Genomic DNA, 20,414 nt, shown 5'->3' with positions numbered 1-20,414 from the left:
ATGTTCATCTTATATAATGCTCCGCACCAAGCCGCCGTCGATCCGCAATGCAGATCCGTTAATGGCAGACGACAGCGGGCTGCTTAAAAAGGCGACAAAATGAGCGATCTCTTCCGGACGGATCAATCGCTGAATGATCGACGTCGGACGATTTTCCTTCATAAATCGTCTCTCCGCTTCAGCCACTGTCAGGTTTTCACCGGGATAAAGCGACTCCAGCATTGTTTCGACGCCCTCTGTTTTCGTGGAGCCGGGCATGACCGTATTCACCGTCACATTCGTCCCTTCCGTGAGCTCGGCCAGACTGCGTGACAGCGACAGCTGCGTTGTTTTCGTAGCGCTGTAATGAGCCATTTCCTGAGAAGGCATGACGGCCGCTTCACTCGCGATAAAGATCACCCGTCCTTCCTTCCGCTCAATCATCCGCTTTGCATACCGGCGTGTCAGCCGCACGCCGCTCATGATATTCACCTCGAAAAACCGGAGCCACTCTTCGTCAGGAATATCAAAGTATTCCGCAGGTTCAAAGATTCCTAAATTGTTGACGAGAATATCCACATCCGGATACTGCTGAAAAATCGCGCCGCATCCTTCCGCCGTGCCTAAATCAAATGCGGCCGGATAGAGACGGGCATCCGGCGTCTGTTTCTCTAGTTCCCGGATCGTTTCGTTCACCTTTTCTTCACGGCGGCCGTTAATGATCACGGCCGCACCTTCTGCAATCAGCGAAGCCGCAATCGCCTTCCCGATGCCTGACGTAGATCCCGTCACAAGCGCCGTCTTCCCTTTTAACTGCAAGTCCATCATCCATTCCTCCCTATCGCAAGTCTCTTCTTATATATGGACAGAAATCGAAAGCCTGAAACCTTCCGTCCCTATTATCGGATAGAAAAATGGATGAGGGGAAGTACGCACTTTTTAGTGCCTGTCCGTTGTCCCGGCTGACGGCTGATCAATTTGAATGAAAAACTCACCATCTAATTCTGCCTGAGCCTTTTTTAATATCCTTAATACATCATCAGCATCCGAACCCAATTCCTTCTGACTGATCTCAAAATTCTTCCACACCAAAGTCAGCGGATATTCTATCCAGCCTGTCAGACAATCCCATAAGGCGTTCAGATTTTCACCATAAAAGTCCGGGAAATCTAATTGATCTTTTAAGATTCGGTGTAATGCTTCTGTGCTTGTAACATCTTTTCCGTCTATGATGACGACTATCATTCACATGGACTCCTTTTTTCTTCGAATTATATTTAGCAGGATACACCTTGATCCATTACCTTCGACCCGTTATTATAACTCACCTCACACTTGTTAAGGAGAAATTAATATTCTAGTTATTTACTGTATTATTTATTATTGGTAGAATTTAATTGAATCTTATGAGGAGGGTTATAGATGAAAAAATCTTTTGTTTTTCTATTATCGCTAGTGCTTTTATTTAGCATTTTTCCTATTAGCACTTTAGCCACCGTGAAAACGTCAGAAGATGACACGATAACTGTACCTGGAAAAGATGTAAAAAACACTGCAGTATTAGTTGATGCTATCAATGAATTAGATGAAAAATTGGATATGAAAAATCTATCATCTAATTCTCCAGAAGATATAAGTCAACTGAGTTTAGCAGCAAAAACGCTGTATGATACTATTGTAAATTATGAAAATCAAACATCTGCTTCTTTGACAGGCACTGACGCGTTGATCATATTCAAAGAGTATATTGACGAGTTAAATAGAAGTGAAGTTATTAAACCTGTTGAACACATTGTAACAACAATGGGAGTTATAAACTATAAAGAATATAAAATTAGCAACTCACAAATAAAACAATTGAGTGCTGCTGTTGGAATTAATAGTGGATTTTGGGGTACAGCTACAGCTATAGCTAAAATTTTTGCTAAAAGCCCAACTGCACTTACATTAATGTTAGGTGCGGTACCGCTTTTAGGTATGGGTACTATAAATGCCTGCAATTCTAAAGGAAAGGGCATTATTATTACAAAAATGGGTTCAGGAGCAACGAATACATATAGTTGTAGATCTCAATAAAAAAGTGTGAGCTTTCGCTCACACTTTTTTATTTTTTATTTTTCTGATACATTTTGATATAAATTCACTAACAAAAAAAACTATTAAGCCTGATATTAATAACAAAAGTGAATTTATCTTTAAACCCTTGTTAAAAAAATCAAGGATACTATTTATCAATAAAAAACCTGACCAATAGATGAATAAAGAATAGAAAGCTATATTAGTGCTCTTTTCATCCGTATTTCTACTAGTTTTAAAAAACAATGATCTGCCCTCCCTATTCTTGAATCTTTTCAATCCTTACTATAAAATTTTTCAATGCTCATCAAAAATACTTATTGGTGGTTAAGTGCTTAATCTTTCGTTTAGGTTGGTACATTGAGCCTTCTTCATTTTACTCATGTCGTCACCTCCCATAAAACAATGATAACATGAATTAATTCTAGTTTATATTGTATGTAATTCCCGAAATAGCTAATACTCTTCACTAACTTCAAGTATAAACCGAAAAATTTAAACAATTTCATTTAAAATCTAAACAGAAGTCCATGTACGAGACTGAAGAAAATACTCCGCAATTCGATCCCTATCTTTCATTTCATTCTGAAAACAATTAAAACAAAGAGCATAGTAATTCTGTTGGCTTTATCTCTATTCTTTACTGTATTTCCCGGACAGCTTATTTGCCAAAATTATACAAACGGATAATACAAAATAATAGGATAAAGCAAAAGCAGCACATCTTTTAGATTATCCTTTTTAAGTATTGAATGAGTAGTAAGAGAAATTAAAATGAACAGGCAGGAATTTAGATAGGAGGAGGTATGGCATTAACACGAAAGCTATCTTCCTTTCAGCACAAAGGGAGAAAACGAAGAATTTTAAAAAGTGTTACCAAAATGTTACCGCAGTGCCATCGAAAGCTTTGAAAGCCTTGATAACACTGCGGTTTCGGCGTTATGTATGGAGACGGTGGGAGTCGAACCCACGTCCAGAAACATCGATTACTTAAGCGTCTACGAGCGTAGCCTGCATATTTCGTGTTTCACTCGTCTTCATGCCTGCGGGCGGGCCTTCCGAGAGCTAGTCTGTCAGTCTCTTCTTACGTTCTCAGACGGGAACGCAAGCGTAGCCTACTTGGATGTGCTCTTCACGGACACATAGGCAATGTCAGGAAGAGCTCGCTGCGTTTATTAGGCAGCTAGTGCTAAGTTTTGGTTAAAACTTTTAGTTTTGCCAGTTATATTTAGGTGCGTGTTAACGAGATCGCCTCTCGGCTCGCAGCTCAAGCTCGATCCATCCCTGTCGAATCCGTAACGTCCCCTTGTTAAGGGTATACGGGAGATCTATCAAGCTCTTGCTCAACTGGCTGTACTGTTATTATACCATGATCACAGGCAAATTCAATTGGGAATATCTTCAATAAACAGCCTGTGAATCTGATGTGTGAACAGTATAGCACAGGGCATATCATCACATCAAGGCTCAGGCATCAGAAGCCTTTTTGTCTGTCTCTGAACGCTCTTTCGATTTCTCTTTTGGCGTCTTTTCGTTTTAAATCTTCACGTTTATCGTATGTTTTCTTCCCTTTTCCGAGGCCGATTAATACTTTGGCGAAGCCGTTTTTCAAGTACAGCTTCAGCGGCACGAGGGAATAGCCTTTCTCTTTCGTCAGGCCGATCAGCTTATTGATTTCTTTCCGGTGCATCAAAAGCTTTCTCGTCCGGAGCGGGTCGTGGTTATAGCGGTTTCCCTGCTCGTACGGGCTGATGTGCATGTTGTGGAGGAACACTTCGCCGCGCTCGATTTTCGCAAAGGAATCCTTCATGTTTACGCGGCCGGCGCGGATGGACTTAATCTCCGTTCCCTGCAGCACGATGCCTGTTTCATAGGTTTCTTCTATAAAGTAGTCATGATTTGCTTTTTTGTTTTGCGATAATACTTTGCCTGATCCTTTTGGCATGCCTTATCCTCCTCTCTCCGTAAAAACCGTTCATGTGTGCGATACGCTTTATTTTAGCAAATGGAGCGTTCCGCGACAATGAAAATGCGGCTTGCGAAAGAAAGCAAACAGAGCATTATGCCCCATTTGCTTTTCGCATTTACTTCTTCTTTTTGCGTTTTTGTTTCGGCGCGTTTTGGAAACCGCGTTTTTTCTTTTTCTTCTTCGGTTTTGTAAACCATTCCCCTTTTTCCTCCGATTTCGGCGGTGAAGCCGGGGTATTGCTGTTTAACACGCGTTTCCGCGCCGGTCTGCCTCGTTTTCTGCGGTCGCCTGTTGTTTCTCTCGGACGGCGGGTGCCTTTCATGCCGACAATTTCAAAGTCGATGTTTCTCTCATCTTTATTGACGTCGACGACTTTGACCGTGATTTCGTCTCCGATGCGGTAAACGTTGCCCGTGCGTTCACCGATCATGGCGAAATGCTGCTCGTCAAAACGGTAATAATCATCCGTCATAAAGCTGACGTGCACAAGCCCTTCAATCGTATTCGGCAGCTCGACGAACATTCCGAAATTCGTGACGGAACTGATCATGCCGTCAAATTCCTCGCCGATTTTATCAAGCATATATTCCGCTTTTTTCAGATCGTCCGTTTCCCGCTCGGCGTCAACGGCGCGCCGTTCCATCGTTGACGTATGATCAGCGATTTCCGGAAGGCGTTCGGCCCACTTTTCCTGAGTCGCTTCGTCCGATTGTCCGTTGATCAAATACGTTCTGATCAGCCTGTGAACGATTAAGTCAGGATAACGGCGGATCGGCGATGTGAAGTGCGTATAAAATTCAGTCGCCAGCCCGAAATGGCCCAAGCTTTGCGGATCGTATTTCGCCTGCTTCATGGAACGGAGCATGACGGTGGAAATCACCGTTTCTTCCGGACGGTCCCGCACTTCGTCAAGAATGCTTTGCAGCGCGCGCGGATGAATGTCTCCGGCTTTCCCTTTGACGATATAACCGAATGTCGTCACGAACTCCAGAAACTTTTGCAGTTTTTCGGCGTTCGGCTCTTCGTGAATCCGGTAAATAAACGGCACGTTCATCCAATGGAAGTGTTCGGCCACCGTTTCGTTTGCCACAAGCATGAATTCTTCAATCAGCTTTTCCGCTACTGAGCGCTCTCTGATGACGACGTCTCTTACGGCGCCTTCCTCATCGACGAGCACCTTCGCCTCTTTAAAATCAAAATCCACGGCGCCGCGGTCCATCCGTTTCGCCCGGAGAATTTCCGCCAGACGTTCCATGTCTTTAAACATCGGGACGAGCGGCTCATATCTTTCTTTCAGCTCGGCGTCGTCTTCTGTGAGGATCCGGTTGACATCTGAATAGGTCATTCGTTCCGTCGTTTTAATGACGCTTTGGAAGATCTCGTGTTCCGTCACCTGTCCCTGCTGGTTGATTGTCATTTCGCAGGAAAGCGTCAGCCGGTCGACCTTCGGATTTAACGAACAGATTCCGTTAGACAGTCTGTGCGGGATCATCGGAATGACCCGGTCAACCAAGTACACGCTTGTCCCTCTTTCCAGCGCTTCTTTGTCAATCGGGGAATTCTCCGTGACGTAATGGCTGACGTCGGCAATATGAACGCCGAGCTTGTAGCTGCCGTTATCAAGCTTTGTCACGGTCACGGCGTCATCCAGATCCTTCGCATCGGCGCCGTCAATGGTGACGATGACCTGATCGCGGAGATCACGGCGGTCTTTGATGTCTTTTTCATCGATGGTATCGGGCGTGCTTGTTGCCTGCTCCATCGCTTCAGCCGGAAAATCTCCCGGCAGGCCGTGCTTATGGATGATGGATAAAATATCGATGCCCGGATCATTTTTATGGCCGAGTATTTCAACGATTTCCCCTTCGGCGTTCATTCTGCCTTCAGGGTAGCTTGTCAGTTTGACGACGACTTTATGGCCTTCCGCAGCGCCGTTATTGGCATGTTTCGGAATAAAAATATCACTCGTGATTTTCTTATCATCCGGGATGACAAAGCCGAAGCTTTTCGTTTCTGTGTATGTGCCCACGACGCGGTCGATGCTTCTTTCCAGGATGCGGATGACCGTGCCTTCCTGTCTCGATCCGCTTGACTGGGAATTGAGCCGCACCATGACAATATCGCCGTTCATGGCCGTATTCAGCTCGTTCGGCGGAATAAACACGTCGCTTAAAGAGGTATCCTCCGGCAGCAGAAACGCGAAGCCCTTCGCATGCGCGGAAATTTTTCCTTTTACTAAATTCATTTTTTCCGGAAGCCCGTAGCGGTTGCTTCTGGTGCGGACGATCTGTCCCGTCTCCTCGAGCGCCACCAGCGCTTTTACCAGCTCTTTAAATTCATCGGCTTCCTTGATGTTCAGCATCTCCTCGAGTTCCTGAATGGTAAGGGGCTTGTACGCCTCTTCCTTCATAAACGCGAGAAGACGGTCCATAAACGCTTCTTTTTCCATTATTCGACCTCCTGTTTGTTACCAATCGAGTTTCTCTAAAAATTCGTACACATCCTGATGAACGAGGTCCCGTTCTTTATCGAGCGTAATGACATGGCCTGATTCTTCATACCATTTCAGCTGTTTGTCGTCCGTTTCCACCTCGTTGAAAATGATGTTCGCACTTTCTGTATTAATCATATGGTCATGCCGTGCCTGAACCACAAATGTCGGGGAATAGATCATGTCGACGTTTTTGCGCACATCGGCAATCAGCTCTTGGAGCGATTTGAGCGTATTCATCGGCGTTTTTTCAAACTCCTTCATTTCCTTTTCAATCTGCTCCGGCTGTTTTCCTTCGAATTTTTTATAATTGCGCGCGTAGGAGAGAACTCCTTCGTACATAACCTCTTCACTTTTAATGTGCATCGGCGCACACATAGGAACAATTCCCTTTATGGGTACAGTGTAACCCAATTTCAATGAAAAAACCCCGCCAAGCGACAGTCCGCACGCCGCAATGTTTTCATAGCCTTCAGACCGTAAATACTCATAACCGTCCATGACGTCTTTCCACCAATCTTCAGGTCCCGTATGTACCAGCTCTTCCGGCGGAACGCCGTGCCCTTTATATTGAGGCGCGTGACAAGTGTAGCCGCGCTCATTCAAGTAGCGGCCGAGCATTCTGACGTCTGCCGTATTTCCCGTAAATCCGTGCAGCAGAAGCACCGCTTTGTCTCCGCCTTTAAATGTAAATGGTTTTGGTGTCACAATTTTCATGCTCATAACCCCTTTTTTGCACATTCAATTTAGTTTTCCACAGTTTTGCGAGAAACAAACGCCGTCTCTCAACAAGAAAAAGGCCTGATATTAAATCAGACCTTATACAAACATTGCCTTATACGATATACGCCAGCGAAATCGTCAACACGAAAAACAAGACTGCCAGCACAACGGTTGTGCGGTGAAGAATCAGATCAAGGCCCCTTGCTTTCTGTTTTCCGAAAAGCTGCTCCGCCCCGCCTGAAATTGCACCCGATAAACCGGCGCTTTTGCTGGTTTGAAGCAATACGACAATAATAAGTGCAATACTGACGATAACCAATAAGGTAATCAATAATGTGTGCATCCCATACACCTCCAGACTGACTGGCCTACATTGCTTCTATTTTACATGAAAAACAAAGGCATGTCACGCCGTATCGGTGCACATCATGTCAGAAAAACGGAAATGCGTTTGAATCTTCCATCATCATTGACTTTTGTCAACAAAGTCGTAGTAAAAAAGATCTTCAAATTTCATGTCAAAGTAATAGAGCATTTTTCCGATGACCAGCTGGCCCGGCCTCCGCTCTCCATTCAGTACACGGCTCAGTGTGGCGGGAGATATTCCGATCTCCAGGGCGAGCTGGTTTAACGAGTAGTCATTATTGACCATATACTGCAGCACATAATCTCTTCTGATCTGTATCTTTTCGACCACTTTCTTCACCTTCCGTTCTGTCAAATACTTTCTTTCTTATACATAAGATACGGCTTTTGTTAACTTTTGTCAATACTTTTCCAGCCTGGCTATTCCCTTTAGTCAATAAACATACTAGAATATAAATAGACCGCGGGAGGGGGAGAGACTGTGGAAAGCTTCGGGAAACAATTGCGGACATTACGGGAAAAAAGGCATCTGACAGTGAATCAGCTGGCAACGTATTCAGGCGTCAGCGCCGCGGGAATCTCGCGGATTGAAAACGGCAAACGCGGGGTGCCGAAACCTGCAACCATTAAAAAGCTCGCAGATGCGTTAAAAATCCCGTATGAGGAACTGATGCAGACGGCGGGATACATAGAGACCGTCCAGGAAACGAGAGCCCCGTACGACACGGGCTGCACCTTGCTGGAAAAAGCCGAAACGTATGAGCTGCATGATTTATCCCTTTTGGAGCGGGAGAACTGGCGGCACCTGTCGAAAGAAGACTTGGTTCTTCTTGATAAATACTTTGCGTTCTTAGCGGCGGAAGCCAAAAAAAGAACAAATGAAGACTCATGACTTTGCACATGTGAGGCGATCTTATTGAACACATTCGGAAAGCAATTAAGAGAGCTGCGCCGCGCCCGGAAGCTTACCGTCAATCAGCTTGCCGTCTATTCCGGCGTCAGCTCGGCGACCATTTCCAGAATTGAAAACGGGCACCGCGGCATTCCTAAACCCGCGACCATCAGAAAATTGGCGGACACATTAAAAATCCCGTACGAGGAGTTAATGGCGCGGGCCGGACACATCAAGGCATTTCAGGAGGAAATCCGTGAAACCTCCGAAAGCTATCAATCCATCTGCGCCATCTATCAGACCGCCGTTGACAGAGGCGCGGAGCATCTGCCGCTGTTTGACAGCAAAAAGTGGCAGCACTTCACAAAAGAAGATATTGAAAGCGTCAGCAAGTACTTTGATTTTATTGCGGCTGAAGCGAAAAAACGCTCCCCGGATTCCTCATCCTCTTTTTGATCCTCTCCTCAACTTAACAAGCGCCAGACGTACGTTCCCTCCGATTTTGCGGTATAATAGCAGAAGACGAGGTGAAAAAGCATGAACCAATCAGAAATGTGCCCCAGATTCGAAAAAGCGGTCGACATCCTAAGTAAACGCTGGGTGGCTCTAATCGTCTTTCAGTTATTGAACGGACAGCAGCGATTTAGCGAAATTGAAGCGGCGCTTCCGAATTTAAGCGGAAGAGTCTTGTCAGAACGTCTGAAAGAACTTGAAACAGAAGGTGTCATCAAACGGGATGTTATCCCCGAAACGCCTGTCCGCATTGAGTATTCTTTAACGGAAAAAGGCTGCGCATTAGCCCCTATTTTAGAGGAAATTTCCAAGTGGTCTTCAACATGGATTGATCCTTCCTGATAAACTCTTTTCCGCATAAGCGGCTGATCTCTCAAACGGACAGCCGTTTTTATTTTTGCTTTTCTTATACAGAAAAACAAGCCCTCAGGCGTGCAGGGCTTGTTTTTGTCTGACGCCTTCCAGCGGAATTCGAATCTCCGCCCGGGCTCCTCCAGACTCCTGATTTTCAAGTATTAATTCGCCGTGATGAAGATGTACGACGTGATGGGCGAATGTAAGCCCCATGCCGTGATGCCCCGCCGAATGTCTGCTTTTATCCTCCGTGTAAAAAAGCTGTGTCGCTCTTTTCAGCGCCTCCGGCGAGAACCCGCTTCCGCTGTCGGATACGGCAAGATGGAGGGCGGAATCGGTGCACAGGACGTCCACACGGATTTCCCCTCCTTCCGGCGTATAGTCGACGGCATTTGCCGCGATATTCATGACCGCCCTGTGGAGCAGCTCATGATCGATCGGCGCTTCTATTCGGTCAATTCCCCGTTCGCTGAGGACGATATCCATCTGCTTCGGCCCCGCAAGCGCCGCCGCGTCACGATATATGTTTTGAATCCACTCTTTGAGGTCGGTATATTCGACATGAACGGCAACTGCCTCCTCCGCTTTGGAAAGCTGGATCAGCTGTCCGACATAATGCTCGATTTTGTTTCCGGCATCCAGGATATACTGCGCATATTCCGCCTGCTCCTCATCAGGTTCTGTTAACTGAAGCAGCTCGGCATTTCCTTTAATAATCGTTGCCGGAATTTTAATATCATGTGCAAGCGCGCCGATCTGTTCTTTCTTTATCCGCTCCGCCTCCCACTGCGCCGCCAGAGATGCCTGAAGCGCGTCTTTCATTTTCAGCAGAGAGTCAATGACATCGTCAAATTCTTTTATACGCGACCTTTTTGGATTGATATTTAAATTCTGTTTTTGAATGCTTGCCGTAATGGAGCTGAGTGTGCTGAAATGCCGTCTCAGCTGATTGGCGAAACGCGTCGTCACGATAAAAACGGTCAAAAGAAGCAAAGTGATCAGAATCGTAAGACCCGTCCATTCATAATTCGGCAGATAGCGCCTTAACAGCGGCGACTGAAATTCCGACCTGAGTGAATATTGGAGAACGCCGTATTCATCTTTCCGATTTATCACCATGAATCCTTTTTGAGCATAATTAAAATACGGCTGATGCTGAATCTTTTTTCTGGCGTTGGCCGCATCTTGTTCCGTCATCGTTCCTTTTGTCATCCGCTTTGTTTTTTTATCAAAAACGGCGTATGTCATACCTGCGGGGATCATGTCTTCTGTTATCTTTTCCGCTGATTTCAGGCGGGGTTTGATCTGTTCCGCCTCATGCTCGCTGTAGTTTGCGGGCAGGATCGCTCCGGCATTCATGGCTATGGCATTTAAGGCGATGCATAATGCCGCCACCCCCATCGTGCTCAGACACAAAGTGATGGTAAATTTGACAAGCTCTTTGCGGATGCTGGATTTTCCTTTTGCTATTCCCATTTGTATCCGACACCCCACACCGTTTTGATCGGATCAGCCCCGTGTTCTTTACATTTTTTCCGGATGGTTCTGATAAACTCCGTAATGGTTGAATAGAGCGCATCGCCGTCCAAGCCGTACACTTCCTCATAAATCTGCTCCCGTGAGAATGTTCTGTTTTTATGCTGTGCCAGAAATTCAACGATTTTATATTCGTTTTTCGTAAGAGGCAGTTTCCGGTCATCCATCCATACTTCTTTATTGTCAAAATCAAACATGAAGCCTGATATCAGCCGTTTCGTCTGATGCTTTTCCCGCCGTTCCCTTCTGACATGCGCGTTTACCCTTGCCATCAATTCCTGTACGCCGAACGGCTTTGTGATGTAATCATCAGCGCCTGTCATGAGGCCTTTCACAATGGATTCTTCGTCAGACTTTGCCGTTAAAAACAGGATCGGGCTGTCCACCAGCGGCCGAATCCGCCGGCAGAGTTCAATCCCGTCCGTTCCGGGCATCATGACATCAAGAAGAATCAAATCATAGCCTTGAAAAAAATCCAATGACTGATCTTCCGCTTTTTCCAGAATCGTTACTGTATGCTGATCACGCTGTAAAATGTTTCTGATCAGAACGAGAATATCTTTTTCATCATCAATTGCTAAAATGTTTGCCACCGGCCGAATCGCTCCTTGCCTTTATTCATATGAACGCCGCCCTTCCCATCTTCTGCACCAATAGAGGCCGGCCAGACATAATATCACTATAGAAAAATATAACATTATTTCTCCGAATCTCATATCGTATCTTACATAAGGGAGGAACTCTTTTTTGACTTTGTCAAAATGCAGCAGTCCTGCAAGGCCTGAAAGCCGCACGCTCCATGCCCACGGGAAAAAACGCCAGATGATATCGCCAAGTCCCGTATTCATGAGCGCCGCCATTAATAATCCCGCCCCCCCTAAAAGCCCGGACGGTCCCATGCCGTACTTTATGCCGACAAAAAAAGACATCATATAGAGCGGAATACTGCCGGCAATCAGCCACGCCCCTCCTTTTAAAAAGAGAAGATACGGGAGGTCATTGATGTGAAGAACAAATTTCATCCCCGCCAAATAAAGACAGATGGCAAGACCTATCGATAACACATTCAAGAGCAGCAGAAGAAGCAGCTTGCCCGCAAAACTGACGATTTTCGAATGCGGAACCGCCAGCATCATCTGAAAATGGCCCGCCTGTTCCTCGACGGAGGCAGACATGCCGCAGACAATACTGATGATTAGAGGGTATAAAACAGCAATCGCGCTGAAAAACACACTGTACAGCATATAAGGCTCCTGAACCCTTCCATACATATACAACAGGAAAAATCCCGCGCATAAAACCGGGGCCGCAGCATGCATCCATATGAGCGGCGTGCGCTTCATTTTTAATACATCGGCCCACATATATCGTAAAAGCACGGTCATGACCGGTTTCCCCCTTTTGAAAAAGACACTGCGGAAATCAAACTTATTGCGATAAAAGAAAGAATAGAAAGAATAATAGCCGGAAAGATCACGTTTCCGTTTAATAAGCCGCTGTTTGCGGGAAGCGGAATTCCGTTCGGGTGGATCCCGAGAATCGGTGACATCACCCGGACTGACCAGCTCCACGGACTCAGCCACCACAATGAGCCGGACGCCGGCACAATACCCAAAACAAAGGCGGCGATCATATTCGCGAGAATGACTGCCGTAAATCCGAACTGTCTGGCAATCCATAAGCACAATGGGATTTCCCAAAGCGTCGTCAGCCATAAAAGGAAGCCTGCTTCAACGCCTTTCAGCTGCAGCGCAGCAATTCCCGGAAATACAAGGCCAAGTAAAAACATGATGATGAAAAAGACGATTTGCGACAGGAGTGAATACAGCGCGATCAAGCTTATTTTTGAGAGCCATATGCTTTTTAAATCTGCCGGCAATGAGTACACCGCGCGGTCATTCGCAGATTTTTTCTCTTTTTTAATAGATAAACCGCACATTAGAGCAATCATGAGCGGCATGAAAATAACCGCCCACCAATTGAACGTGCCCGTCATAAAATAGGCGGCATTCAGCAGAAAAGAAAAAGCCGTGTTCAGAAGCGGGATAAGAATGATGAGCTTTCTGATAAATGTTCTTTTCGATGTAAGATGTTCCGCCTGCATGTACTGAATCATTTCCCAGTCCCCGCTTTCTCCCGTGTTGATTTGACTACCTCCAGAAACAGCCGCTCCAGATCGTCTTCCCGGCTGATTTCTCCCTGATATCCTAAAACGCCGTCACTGATGATTCCGATATGGTCTGCGATCTGCTCGACTTCTGATAACAGGTGGCTTGATAAAATCACCGTCATTCCCTGTCCGGGCAGGGAGCGGATAAATTCCCGCAAATCCTGAATCCCCATTGGGTCCAATCCGTTTGTCGGCTCATCAAGAATTAAGAGCGACGGACGGTTTAATAATGCTAACGCAATGCCGAGACGCTGTTTCATTCCCATGGAAAATTGTCCGGCGCGCTTTTTTCCGGTTCCCGTTAATCCCGTGATTTCCAGCACTTCCGCAATTCTTGAATCAGGCAGCCCGAGCATCACGCAGCGGACTTTCAGATTTTCAGCGGCTGTCAGGTTGCTGTAAAGCGGCGGCGCTTCAATCAGGGAACCGATGCTTTTCAAATCTTCGCGCTTCCATGTATGTCCGTCGAACAGAACCTCGCCGGATGTTTGCTGCAGCATGCCGGTCAATATTTTGAGAGTCGTCGATTTTCCCGCGCCGTTCGGACCGAGCAGGCCGTATATACTGTTGCGTTTAACCGATAGAGACACATCAGCCACTGCCTGTTGTCTGCCGAATGATTTTTGCAGCCGTCTCGTTTCTAAGATGTTGCTCATATGATTACCCCTCTGCTTTGTTATTTGATATGTAAGACTTTACAGCGCAGTTATCAAAATTTAATCAAGAAATCAAAAAAAGCATCCTTCACGCGGAAGAATGCTTTTTTTCATGAGGCTGAGCGTACGATCAGCTTTCTTTTTTGTTTTTTCACCGGGCTTAGGGCTCGCTCCAGCCACGCCATCAGCAGGTCTGCGGCCACCGCCATCAGCGCGGTCGGGATAGCGCCCGCCAGAATAATGGCGGTTCCGTTTGTCGCGTTCGATCCTCTGACGATCATATCGCCGAGGCCGCCCGCCCCGACGAAGGTGCCGATCGCCGTGATGCCGATGGCAATGACGAGCGCCGTTCGGAGACCCGCCATAATGACGGAAAGCGCAAGCGGCAGCTCCACCATACGAAGGATTTGGTATTTCGTCATGCCCATCGCTTTTCCCGACTCGAGATAAGCGTGCTCAATATTAATAATGCCCGTGTGCGTATTTCTGAGAATCGGCAGCAGTGAATACAAAAACAAAGCCGTGATGACCGTATTGGCGCCGAGCCCCATGACAAGCATCAGGACGGCGAGCATCGCAAGCGCCGGAACGGTTTGAATCACGTTCGCCACAGCAAACACCCAGCCGGCGAGACGCCCGTGCCTGGCTGTCACAATTCCGGCCGGAATGGCGAAAGCGGCGGCGAAAATGACGCCGTACGCCGACATGAGAAAGTGCCGCCAGCACTCATACAGAACATAGCTGCCGTTTTGAGCGTAATACGTAAACAGCTCTTTCATCGTGTCCATCCGCACATCTCCTTTCCGTTATTCAAAGTAATGATGTTTTTCTAAATATTCCTTGGCCACGACGGACGGCTCTTTTAATCGGCCGTCAACTTCGTAATTCATTTTCTGCATCATCTTTGTATCAATCGCGCCGATCATTTGATTGATCACGCCCTCCAGTTCGGGATGCTCTTTTAATACATGATCCGGAACGACGGGTGAACAGTCATACGGAGGAAAGAACCGCTTATCATCCTTCAGCGTTTTCAGTCCGTAAGCGATGATTCTTCCGTCGGTGGAATAAGCGAGCGCGATATCCATCTTTCTGCTTTTCAGCGCGTCGTATACGAGGCCGATCTGCATTGGATACGTGCCTTCAAATGACATTCCGTATGTTTTCATAAAATCCTGATATCCGTTGCCTCTCAGCTTCATCCAATAGTTATCTACGCCGAATTTCAGATGGGATGCTTCTTTTTTGACATCGGATACCGTTTCTAAATGATACTTTCGGGCAAGCTGTCCGGAAACGGTAAAGACGTATGTATTATCAAAACCGTAAGAATCAAACCATTTCATGTCATATCTGTTTTGAAATTCACGCTGAACGAGCCGCAGCGCTTTGTCCGGGTCTTTTTCCGGCTCCATGCGAAGCGTCCCGGTCAGCGCGTCTCCTGTATAGCGCGTCGCGGCGATATCAATATCACCGTTGATCAAGGATTGCTGCTGTACGGCATTGGAGCCGAGATTTTTAATAACCGTTGTTTTCAACCCGCTGTGATGTTCGATCATCTGTCCGAGCATGCTTGCGATGATTTCCGATTCGGTCATGCTTTGCGCGCCGATTTTAATGGTGTCCTCCGATGCGGCGCTCAATCCCGGGAGCGAGCATCCCCCAAGGAGCAGCATGCCGAGACAGGTGATTGCGAGCAGCCGTTTTTTGCATCTATTCCCCATGTGAGACCTCCTCCTTATGAAGCGTCCTTTATGCTTTTCAGCCCGTCAGGCGTGACTTTCCGTTCTGTCATCCCCAGCATGTAATCGACGGCGGCCGCCAGCATCGTGACCGGAACGGCGCCTGCGATAATATACTCCGGCTGATAAAGGTTCAAGCCGATAAAAATGTAATCTCCCAGCCCGCCTCCGCCGATAAAGGAGGCGAGCGTCGCCCAGCCGATTAAATAAATCGAAGACGTTCTGATGCCCGCCATGATGACCGGAGCGGCAAGCGGAAGCTCTACAAGCCTGATCTGCTCCCATACCGTCATGCCGATTCCTTTTCCCGATTCCAGAAGATGCCGATTGACGCCGAGAATCCCCGTATACGTGTTTCTGAGAATCGGCAGCATGGAATAGAAAAACAGCGCCGCAACGGCCGGGACCTTTCCTACGCCTAAAAGCGGAATAAAAAACGCAAGAATGGCAAGGCTCGGCAAGGTTTGAATGATGTTGACGATGCCGATGACGGCGCCGGCTCCTCTTTTCATTCTCGTCAGCAGGACGCCGAGCGGAACGGCGGCGAGAATGCCCGCCATGACGGCGATTAATGAGATGTACAGATGCTCCCATGTTTTATAAAGCATCTCTCCGCCATTTGCCTGTAAAAATTGCACGGTCTGATTCATATCAACTGAAGCCTCCTCATGACATCACCGCGAGCTGATTCTCTTCTCCCCAGATGGAGTCATAGACGATGTCAACGAGGCTTGCCCTTGTCACGATACCCGTTAGCCGGCCGTCCTCATCAAGGACCGGCACAAATTTCATGCCTCTTTTTAAAATTTTATGGACGGCGTCGCGAAGCAAAGTGCCGCTTCTGACCGTGTACAGATTCCGTTCAAGCACTTCCGCGACGGTTACCGCTTGTCTTCGTTTGCGGTCAATCATCTCCACATCGACATAACCTTGGAGAACGTTCTTTTCATCAATGACGAGCAGCGAATCCACCCGCTCGGCACGCATCAGCTGAATGGCGGCTGACAGTGTTTTCTCAGGTGTTACCGTCACGGGATCGGGATTCATGATCTGCTCCACCCGTTCAATATCAGGGCTGGATGATTGAATCAGCCGTTCCTTGCCGATAAACTCCTCAACAAATTCATTCGCCGGAAATCTGAGAATCTCATCAGGCGTTCCGGCCTGGACGATTTCTCCCGCTTTCAGAATGACGATTCTGTCCGCAAGCTTGATGGCTTCGTCCATATCATGGGTAACAAATACGATGGTTTTATGTAAGGTTTTTTGCAGTTTTTTAAATTCTTCCTGAAGGGAATCTCTCGTAATCGGGTCAAGCGCCCCGAACGGTTCATCCATTAAGATAAGCGGCGGCTCTGCGGCAAGTGCCCGTAATACACCTATTCGCTGCTGCTGTCCTCCGCTCAGTTCATGAGGGTAACGGTCTAAATATTCAGGCCCCATATCAACGAGCTTTAAAAGCTCCCGCGCCCGTTCCTTCCGTTTTTCGGCAGGATGCTTTAAAAGCTTCGGAACGAGCGTAATGTTCTGCTGAATGGTCATATGCGGAAACAGCCCGATCTGCTGGATGACATAGCCGATGCTTCTTCTGAGTTCCACCGGGTCTTGTTCCATAATGTTTCGGCCCTCTATCAGGATTCTGCCTTCTGTCGGTTCAATTAAGCGGTTGATCATTTTCATCGTCGTCGTTTTGCCGCAGCCGCTCGGTCCGATAAAACAAATAAATTCGCCTTTGGCGATATTCAGGCTGATGCTGTTGACGGCTTTTTTCCCGCCTTTATACGTTTTCGAGACATTTTCTAATGTCAACAAACACTCACACCTCCGATATTAAATTTGTTCAAATCGTTAAATTCAAATTTAACTTTTCAGATAATTGAACGTTTCCCATTATAAATTAAACTTTGTAAATTAAAAAGTTTACAATTTGTCCATATTATATATAAAGGTTGTGTAAGCACTGATTTACCCGTATTGACCGGCAAAGTTCTTCTTATTGCTCCGAATTACTGCCAAATTCTCTCGGAAGAGCATTTCCGTCGGTTTAAAAATGTGGTATATTGACATCGGAATTGCTGACTGAAAGGATTGAAACTGTTGGAGAAAGATCCGTTACACGTAATCGAACAAGCTGAAGATCATTTGATAGAACGAATCGCTGAAAATATGCATACATTCGGAATGCCGGCGACGGTGGGGCGCATTTTAGGCATTATTTATATGAACCGCAAGCCGATGACCTTAACTGAATTATCAGAAGCGACCGGCATGAGCAAAACGAGAATGAGCCAGGCGGTCCGTGAAATGCTTGACGTCAATCTGGCGGAAAAAGTGTTTGAAAAAGGCGTCCGCAAAGATTTATACGACGTCGAGCAGGATTATTATCAAACCTTTATTACGCTGTTTACGGCCACATGGAGCAAGGTCGTCAGCAAAAATAAAATGATGCATAAAAAGCTGAACCGCGAACTGACGGCCGTCCTTGAAAACGGCGTGCCGGAAGAAGCTGAGGAAAAAATCAACGAACTGCTGAAAGAATTAAAGGATTGGCTTGATTACTACAACTGGATCAGCCGTCTGATCGAGTTTTTTGAAAGCGAAGAAATATTCAAGCATGTTCCGAAGCCATAAGAAAAAAACGCCCTGACCCGCAAGGCGTTTTTTTCATGCCGCATTCGGCGCTTTGGTTCGTTTTTTCTTTCTCACCGGACTCAGCGCCCGCTCCAGCCATGCCATCACAAGATCTGCAATAACGGCCATCAGCGCTGTCGGGATGGCGCCGGCTAAAATAATCGCGGTTCCGTTCGTGGCGTTTGAGCCCCTGACAATGATGTCACCGAGTCCGCCCGCGCCGACAAACGTACCGATTGCCGTAATGCCGATCGCGATGACGAGCGCCGTCCGCAGCCCCGCCATGATGACAGAAAGCGCAAGCGGCAGCTCCACCATGCGGAGCACTTGAAATTTGGTCATGCCCATCGCTTTTCCCGATTCAAGATAAGCGTGTTCAATGCTGGCGATTCCGGTGTACGTATTCCGGATGATCGGAAGAAGCGAATATAAAAACAGCGACAAAATCACCGTATTGGCGCCGAGCCCCATGACGAGCATCAGCACCGCAAGCATCGCAAGCGCCGGCACGGTCTGAATCACGTTTGTCACCGCGAATATCCAGCCGCTTAATGTTCTGTATCTGGCAATGAAGATGCCGAGCGGAATCCCAACGATCGCCGCAAATAAAACGCCGTATACCGACATGAGAAAATGGCGGTAAAACTCCTGAAGCACATAGGCGCCGTTTTGAGAATAATAAGTGCCGAGCTGCTGCAGCACTTCCATTTGCCCCACCTCATTTCTTATTCAAAATAATGATGTTTCTCCAAAAATTCTTTAGCGACGACGGACGGTTCTTTCAGCTTGCCGTCCACCTCGTAATTCAATTCCTGCATCGTTTCCGTATCGATTTTGCCGATCAGTTTATTCACAATGCCCTTCAGTTCAGGATGCTGCTTCAGCACGCTGTCGGGAATGACCGGCGAACAGTCATACGGCGGGAAAAACTGCTTGTCGTCTTTTAAAATTTTCAGATCGTACGCTTTAATCCGTCCGTCCGTTGAATAAGCGAGGACGGCGTCCATTTTCCCGTTTTTCACGGCATCGTATACAAGTCCGATCTGCATCGGATAGGTTGTGCCGAATTCATAGCCGTACGTGTCGGTGAAGCCCTTATAGCCGTCGCCTTTTCTTTTCAGCCACGCATTGTCTACACCGAGCTTAAATTGATCCGCATACTTCTTAATATCGGATACTTTGTCTAAATGGTCTTTTTCCGCAAGCTCTTTCGTGACGGTAAAAGCGTATGTGTTCTCAAATCCGTAAGAATCAAACCATTTGTAATGGAAGCGTTTCTCAAATTCCTTCTGGACGATAGATAATGCTTTTTTCGGGTCTTTTTCCGCTTCCATGCCGAGGGTGCTCGTTAAATCCGTTCCCGAGTAGCGCGTCGCGGCGATATCGATTTCACCGCCGAGCATCGCCTGCTGCTGGACATAGTTCGATCCGAGGTTTTTAATTAATGCCGTATTCAAGTCTGTATTGTGCTCAATCATCTGTGCAATCATATTGGCGATAATTTCTGATTCCGTCATGCTTTGCGCCCCGATTTTAATCGTATCATCGGAAGCCCCGCTCAGGCCGGGAAGGGAACAGCCGCCCAGAAGCAGAGCAGCTGACAGCGCCAGTGCGCACATCCATCTCTTTTGGTTTCTTTTCAAAACAGCCAACTCCTTATGATACTTCCTTCAGTCCTTTCAGCCCTTTCGGCGTCACCTTCCGTTCCGTCGCCGCCAGCAGATAATCAATGATAATGGCTAAAATGGTGACGGGCACGGCGCCGCCGATAATATATTCAGGCTGATAGAGATTCAGGCCGATAAAAATATAGTCTCCGAGCCCGCCGCCCCCGATAAAGGAAGCAAGCGTCGCCCAGCCGATCAGATAAATGGTGGATGTGCGGATGCCCGCCATGATCACCGGAACCGCAAGCGGCAGTTCCACAAGCCTGATCTGCTCCCAGACCGTCATGCCGATGCCTTTTCCCGATTCCAGCAGATTTTTGTTTACGCCTTGAATGCCGGTATACGTGTTTCGGAGAATCGGCAGCACCGAATAGAAAAACAGCGCGACGATCGCGGGCACCTTTCCCACGCCTAACAGCGGGATAAAAAACGCCAGTATCGCGAGACTCGGCAAGGTCTGCACAATATTGACGGCGCCGATGACGGCGCCTGCGCCCTTTTTCATTCTCGTCAGCGCCACTCCGAGCGGAACGGCGACGACAATGCCTAATATGACGGCGATGATCGAAATGTATAAATGCTCCCACGTTTTATATAACAGTTCTCCGCCGTTCGTCTGCAAAAACTTGATCATTTCATTCATTGTAAG

The 20,414-nt window shown here is 47.1% G+C and carries 24 protein-coding genes and 1 other RNA gene; 5 read left to right on the top strand and 20 right to left on the bottom strand.

Translation table 11 applies throughout. The annotated features are described in order from the left end of the window. Window positions 1-9 precede the first annotated feature (9 nt). Together ACWJJX_RS08645 and ACWJJX_RS08640 are read right to left on the bottom strand one after the other, a co-directional pair. On the bottom strand, window positions 10-804 hold the full coding sequence (locus ACWJJX_RS08645; protein ID WP_003151697.1) for an SDR family NAD(P)-dependent oxidoreductase: 795 nt from the start codon (window positions 802-804) through the stop codon (window positions 10-12). A 114-nt stretch (window positions 805-918) separates the two neighbouring features. Further along, window positions 919-1,224, bottom strand: a complete 306-nt coding sequence (locus ACWJJX_RS08640) for a barstar family protein (protein WP_146275503.1) — start codon at window positions 1,222-1,224, stop codon at window positions 919-921. 177 nt (window positions 1,225-1,401) lie between these two features. Between ACWJJX_RS08640 and ACWJJX_RS08635 the strand changes: the two genes are divergently transcribed. After that, window positions 1,402-2,055: a hypothetical protein gene (locus ACWJJX_RS08635; RefSeq protein WP_101562435.1), complete on the top strand. Its 654-nt coding sequence runs from the start codon at window positions 1,402-1,404 to the stop codon at window positions 2,053-2,055. Window positions 2,056-2,998: 943 nt separating this feature from the next. On the opposite strand, the gene ssrA is transcribed toward ACWJJX_RS08635, so the two are convergent. From ssrA to ACWJJX_RS08605, 6 genes are all read right to left on the bottom strand, one after another. Further along, window positions 2,999-3,361, bottom strand: a transfer-messenger RNA (tmRNA) gene (ssrA, locus tag ACWJJX_RS08630). A gap of 168 nt (window positions 3,362-3,529) precedes the next feature. Then, entirely contained in the window at window positions 3,530-4,000 is a 471-nt protein-coding gene (smpB, locus tag ACWJJX_RS08625) for an SsrA-binding protein (RefSeq protein ID WP_003151688.1), read from the bottom strand. 139 nt (window positions 4,001-4,139) lie between these two features. Beyond that, window positions 4,140-6,473, bottom strand: a complete 2,334-nt coding sequence (gene rnr / locus ACWJJX_RS08620) for a ribonuclease R (protein WP_077722851.1) — start codon at window positions 6,471-6,473, stop codon at window positions 4,140-4,142. Between the two features lie 18 nt (window positions 6,474-6,491). Beyond that, entirely contained in the window at window positions 6,492-7,232 is a 741-nt protein-coding gene (locus ACWJJX_RS08615; protein WP_014305833.1) for an alpha/beta hydrolase, read from the bottom strand. Window positions 7,233-7,350: 118 nt separating this feature from the next. Then, window positions 7,351-7,581: a preprotein translocase subunit SecG gene (gene secG / locus ACWJJX_RS08610; RefSeq protein ID WP_003151681.1), complete on the bottom strand. Its 231-nt coding sequence runs from the start codon at window positions 7,579-7,581 to the stop codon at window positions 7,351-7,353. A 123-nt stretch (window positions 7,582-7,704) separates the two neighbouring features. Next, on the bottom strand, window positions 7,705-7,890 hold the full coding sequence (locus tag ACWJJX_RS08605) for a helix-turn-helix domain-containing protein (protein WP_087920807.1): 186 nt from the start codon (window positions 7,888-7,890) through the stop codon (window positions 7,705-7,707). A gap of 195 nt (window positions 7,891-8,085) precedes the next feature. Between ACWJJX_RS08605 and ACWJJX_RS08600 the strand changes: the two genes are divergently transcribed. The 3 genes from ACWJJX_RS08600 (at window position 8,086) to ACWJJX_RS08590 (ending at window position 9,351) form a co-directional block, all read left to right on the top strand. Continuing rightward, window positions 8,086-8,496: a helix-turn-helix domain-containing protein gene (locus tag ACWJJX_RS08600; RefSeq protein WP_014418895.1), complete on the top strand. Its 411-nt coding sequence runs from the start codon at window positions 8,086-8,088 to the stop codon at window positions 8,494-8,496. Between the two features lie 24 nt (window positions 8,497-8,520). Continuing rightward, window positions 8,521-8,952 (top strand): helix-turn-helix domain-containing protein, encoded by a 432-nt coding sequence (locus ACWJJX_RS08595; protein WP_003151674.1) that lies wholly within the window; start codon window positions 8,521-8,523, stop codon window positions 8,950-8,952. A gap of 81 nt (window positions 8,953-9,033) precedes the next feature. After that, complete coding sequence (locus tag ACWJJX_RS08590) at window positions 9,034-9,351, top strand: winged helix-turn-helix transcriptional regulator (RefSeq protein WP_003151672.1); 318 nt, start codon at window positions 9,034-9,036, stop codon at window positions 9,349-9,351. Window positions 9,352-9,435: 84 nt separating this feature from the next. Here ACWJJX_RS08590 and ACWJJX_RS08585 read toward each other — a convergent pair whose 3' ends face one another. From ACWJJX_RS08585 to ACWJJX_RS08545, 9 genes are all read right to left on the bottom strand, one after another. Beyond that, the gene (locus tag ACWJJX_RS08585; protein ID WP_454022902.1) at window positions 9,436-10,839 is read right to left on the bottom strand and encodes a sensor histidine kinase; all 1,404 of its coding nucleotides are present in this window, start codon (window positions 10,837-10,839) and stop codon (window positions 9,436-9,438) included. After that, a complete protein-coding gene (locus tag ACWJJX_RS08580; RefSeq protein ID WP_003151668.1) occupies window positions 10,830-11,492 on the bottom strand; it encodes a response regulator transcription factor in 663 nt (220 codons plus the stop codon). The genes ACWJJX_RS08585 and ACWJJX_RS08580 overlap by 10 nt, the downstream gene beginning before the upstream one ends. 21 nt (window positions 11,493-11,513) lie before the next feature. Then, the gene (locus ACWJJX_RS08575) at window positions 11,514-12,284 is read right to left on the bottom strand and encodes a lantibiotic immunity ABC transporter MutG family permease subunit (protein WP_146275509.1); all 771 of its coding nucleotides are present in this window, start codon (window positions 12,282-12,284) and stop codon (window positions 11,514-11,516) included. Next, complete coding sequence (locus tag ACWJJX_RS08570; RefSeq protein WP_232213099.1) at window positions 12,281-13,015, bottom strand: lantibiotic immunity ABC transporter MutE/EpiE family permease subunit; 735 nt, start codon at window positions 13,013-13,015, stop codon at window positions 12,281-12,283. The genes ACWJJX_RS08575 and ACWJJX_RS08570 overlap by 4 nt, the downstream gene beginning before the upstream one ends. Continuing rightward, the gene (locus tag ACWJJX_RS08565) at window positions 13,012-13,725 is read right to left on the bottom strand and encodes a lantibiotic protection ABC transporter ATP-binding protein (protein ID WP_071392291.1); all 714 of its coding nucleotides are present in this window, start codon (window positions 13,723-13,725) and stop codon (window positions 13,012-13,014) included. Before ACWJJX_RS08565 ends, ACWJJX_RS08570 begins: the two co-directional genes overlap by 4 nt. 110 nt (window positions 13,726-13,835) lie before the next feature. Next, a complete protein-coding gene (locus ACWJJX_RS08560) occupies window positions 13,836-14,513 on the bottom strand; it encodes an ABC transporter permease (RefSeq protein ID WP_146275511.1) in 678 nt (225 codons plus the stop codon). An 18-nt stretch (window positions 14,514-14,531) separates the two neighbouring features. Beyond that, complete coding sequence (locus tag ACWJJX_RS08555; protein ID WP_454022901.1) at window positions 14,532-15,449, bottom strand: osmoprotectant ABC transporter substrate-binding protein; 918 nt, start codon at window positions 15,447-15,449, stop codon at window positions 14,532-14,534. 14 nt (window positions 15,450-15,463) lie between these two features. Further along, window positions 15,464-16,117 (bottom strand): ABC transporter permease, encoded by a 654-nt coding sequence (locus ACWJJX_RS08550; protein WP_077722855.1) that lies wholly within the window; start codon window positions 16,115-16,117, stop codon window positions 15,464-15,466. Window positions 16,118-16,133: 16 nt separating this feature from the next. After that, on the bottom strand, window positions 16,134-17,279 hold the full coding sequence (locus ACWJJX_RS08545; protein ID WP_454022900.1) for a betaine/proline/choline family ABC transporter ATP-binding protein: 1,146 nt from the start codon (window positions 17,277-17,279) through the stop codon (window positions 16,134-16,136). 285 nt (window positions 17,280-17,564) lie between these two features. On the opposite strand from ACWJJX_RS08545, the gene ACWJJX_RS08540 reads away from it, so the two are divergent. Further along, window positions 17,565-18,098 (top strand): GbsR/MarR family transcriptional regulator, encoded by a 534-nt coding sequence (locus tag ACWJJX_RS08540; protein ID WP_003151660.1) that lies wholly within the window; start codon window positions 17,565-17,567, stop codon window positions 18,096-18,098. 33 nt (window positions 18,099-18,131) lie between these two features. Here ACWJJX_RS08540 and opuCD read toward each other — a convergent pair whose 3' ends face one another. Genes opuCD through ACWJJX_RS08525 form a run of 3 tightly spaced genes read right to left on the bottom strand, consistent with a single transcriptional unit; the run spans window position 18,132 to window position 20,408 of the window. Continuing rightward, window positions 18,132-18,806 (bottom strand): glycine betaine/carnitine/choline/choline sulfate ABC transporter permease OpuCD, encoded by a 675-nt coding sequence (gene opuCD / locus ACWJJX_RS08535; protein WP_171463598.1) that lies wholly within the window; start codon window positions 18,804-18,806, stop codon window positions 18,132-18,134. Between the two features lie 17 nt (window positions 18,807-18,823). Next, the gene (opuCC, locus tag ACWJJX_RS08530) at window positions 18,824-19,717 is read right to left on the bottom strand and encodes an osmoprotectant ABC transporter substrate-binding lipoprotein OpuCC (RefSeq protein WP_102422576.1); all 894 of its coding nucleotides are present in this window, start codon (window positions 19,715-19,717) and stop codon (window positions 18,824-18,826) included. Between the two features lie 37 nt (window positions 19,718-19,754). Further along, window positions 19,755-20,408, bottom strand: coding sequence for an ABC transporter permease (locus ACWJJX_RS08525; RefSeq protein ID WP_003151654.1), 654 nt, complete (start codon window positions 20,406-20,408; stop codon window positions 19,755-19,757). Between the last annotated feature and the right edge of the window lie 6 nt (window positions 20,409-20,414).

The organism is Bacillus sp. YH3-2-B2 (genome assembly GCF_053663335.1).
This window is presented reverse-complemented; position numbering and strand designations above follow the sequence as displayed.

What these genes read in the sequence shown, in the direction of transcription:
- ACWJJX_RS08645 (WP_003151697.1), bottom strand. Translation starts at nt 804, where the DNA reads ATGGACTTGCAGTTAAAAGGGAAGACGGCGCTTGTGACGGGATCTACG.
- ACWJJX_RS08640 (WP_146275503.1), bottom strand. Translation starts at nt 1,224, where the DNA reads ATGATAGTCGTCATCATAGACGGAAAAGATGTTACAAGCACAGAAGCA.
- ACWJJX_RS08635 (WP_101562435.1), top strand. Translation starts at nt 1,402, where the DNA reads ATGAAAAAATCTTTTGTTTTTCTATTATCGCTAGTGCTTTTATTTAGC.
- smpB (WP_003151688.1), bottom strand. Translation starts at nt 4,000, where the DNA reads ATGCCAAAAGGATCAGGCAAAGTATTATCGCAAAACAAAAAAGCAAAT.
- rnr (WP_077722851.1), bottom strand. Translation starts at nt 6,473, where the DNA reads ATGGAAAAAGAAGCGTTTATGGACCGTCTTCTCGCGTTTATGAAGGAA.
- ACWJJX_RS08615 (WP_014305833.1), bottom strand. Translation starts at nt 7,232, where the DNA reads ATGAAAATTGTGACACCAAAACCATTTACATTTAAAGGCGGAGACAAA.
- secG (WP_003151681.1), bottom strand. Translation starts at nt 7,581, where the DNA reads ATGCACACATTATTGATTACCTTATTGGTTATCGTCAGTATTGCACTT.
- ACWJJX_RS08605 (WP_087920807.1), bottom strand. Translation starts at nt 7,890, where the DNA reads ATGGTCAATAATGACTACTCGTTAAACCAGCTCGCCCTGGAGATCGGA.
- ACWJJX_RS08590 (WP_003151672.1), top strand. Translation starts at nt 9,034, where the DNA reads ATGAACCAATCAGAAATGTGCCCCAGATTCGAAAAAGCGGTCGACATC.
- ACWJJX_RS08585 (WP_454022902.1), bottom strand. Translation starts at nt 10,839, where the DNA reads ATGGGAATAGCAAAAGGAAAATCCAGCATCCGCAAAGAGCTTGTCAAA.
- ACWJJX_RS08575 (WP_146275509.1), bottom strand. Translation starts at nt 12,284, where the DNA reads ATGACCGTGCTTTTACGATATATGTGGGCCGATGTATTAAAAATGAAG.
- ACWJJX_RS08570 (WP_232213099.1), bottom strand. Translation starts at nt 13,015, where the DNA reads ATGATTCAGTACATGCAGGCGGAACATCTTACATCGAAAAGAACATTT.
- ACWJJX_RS08565 (WP_071392291.1), bottom strand. Translation starts at nt 13,725, where the DNA reads ATGAGCAACATCTTAGAAACGAGACGGCTGCAAAAATCATTCGGCAGA.
- ACWJJX_RS08560 (WP_146275511.1), bottom strand. Translation starts at nt 14,513, where the DNA reads ATGGACACGATGAAAGAGCTGTTTACGTATTACGCTCAAAACGGCAGC.
- ACWJJX_RS08555 (WP_454022901.1), bottom strand. Translation starts at nt 15,449, where the DNA reads ATGGGGAATAGATGCAAAAAACGGCTGCTCGCAATCACCTGTCTCGGC.
- ACWJJX_RS08550 (WP_077722855.1), bottom strand. Translation starts at nt 16,117, where the DNA reads ATGAATCAGACCGTGCAATTTTTACAGGCAAATGGCGGAGAGATGCTT.
- opuCD (WP_171463598.1), bottom strand. Translation starts at nt 18,806, where the DNA reads ATGGAAGTGCTGCAGCAGCTCGGCACTTATTATTCTCAAAACGGCGCC.
- opuCC (WP_102422576.1), bottom strand. Translation starts at nt 19,717, where the DNA reads ATGTGCGCACTGGCGCTGTCAGCTGCTCTGCTTCTGGGCGGCTGTTCC.
- ACWJJX_RS08525 (WP_003151654.1), bottom strand. Translation starts at nt 20,408, where the DNA reads ATGAATGAAATGATCAAGTTTTTGCAGACGAACGGCGGAGAACTGTTA.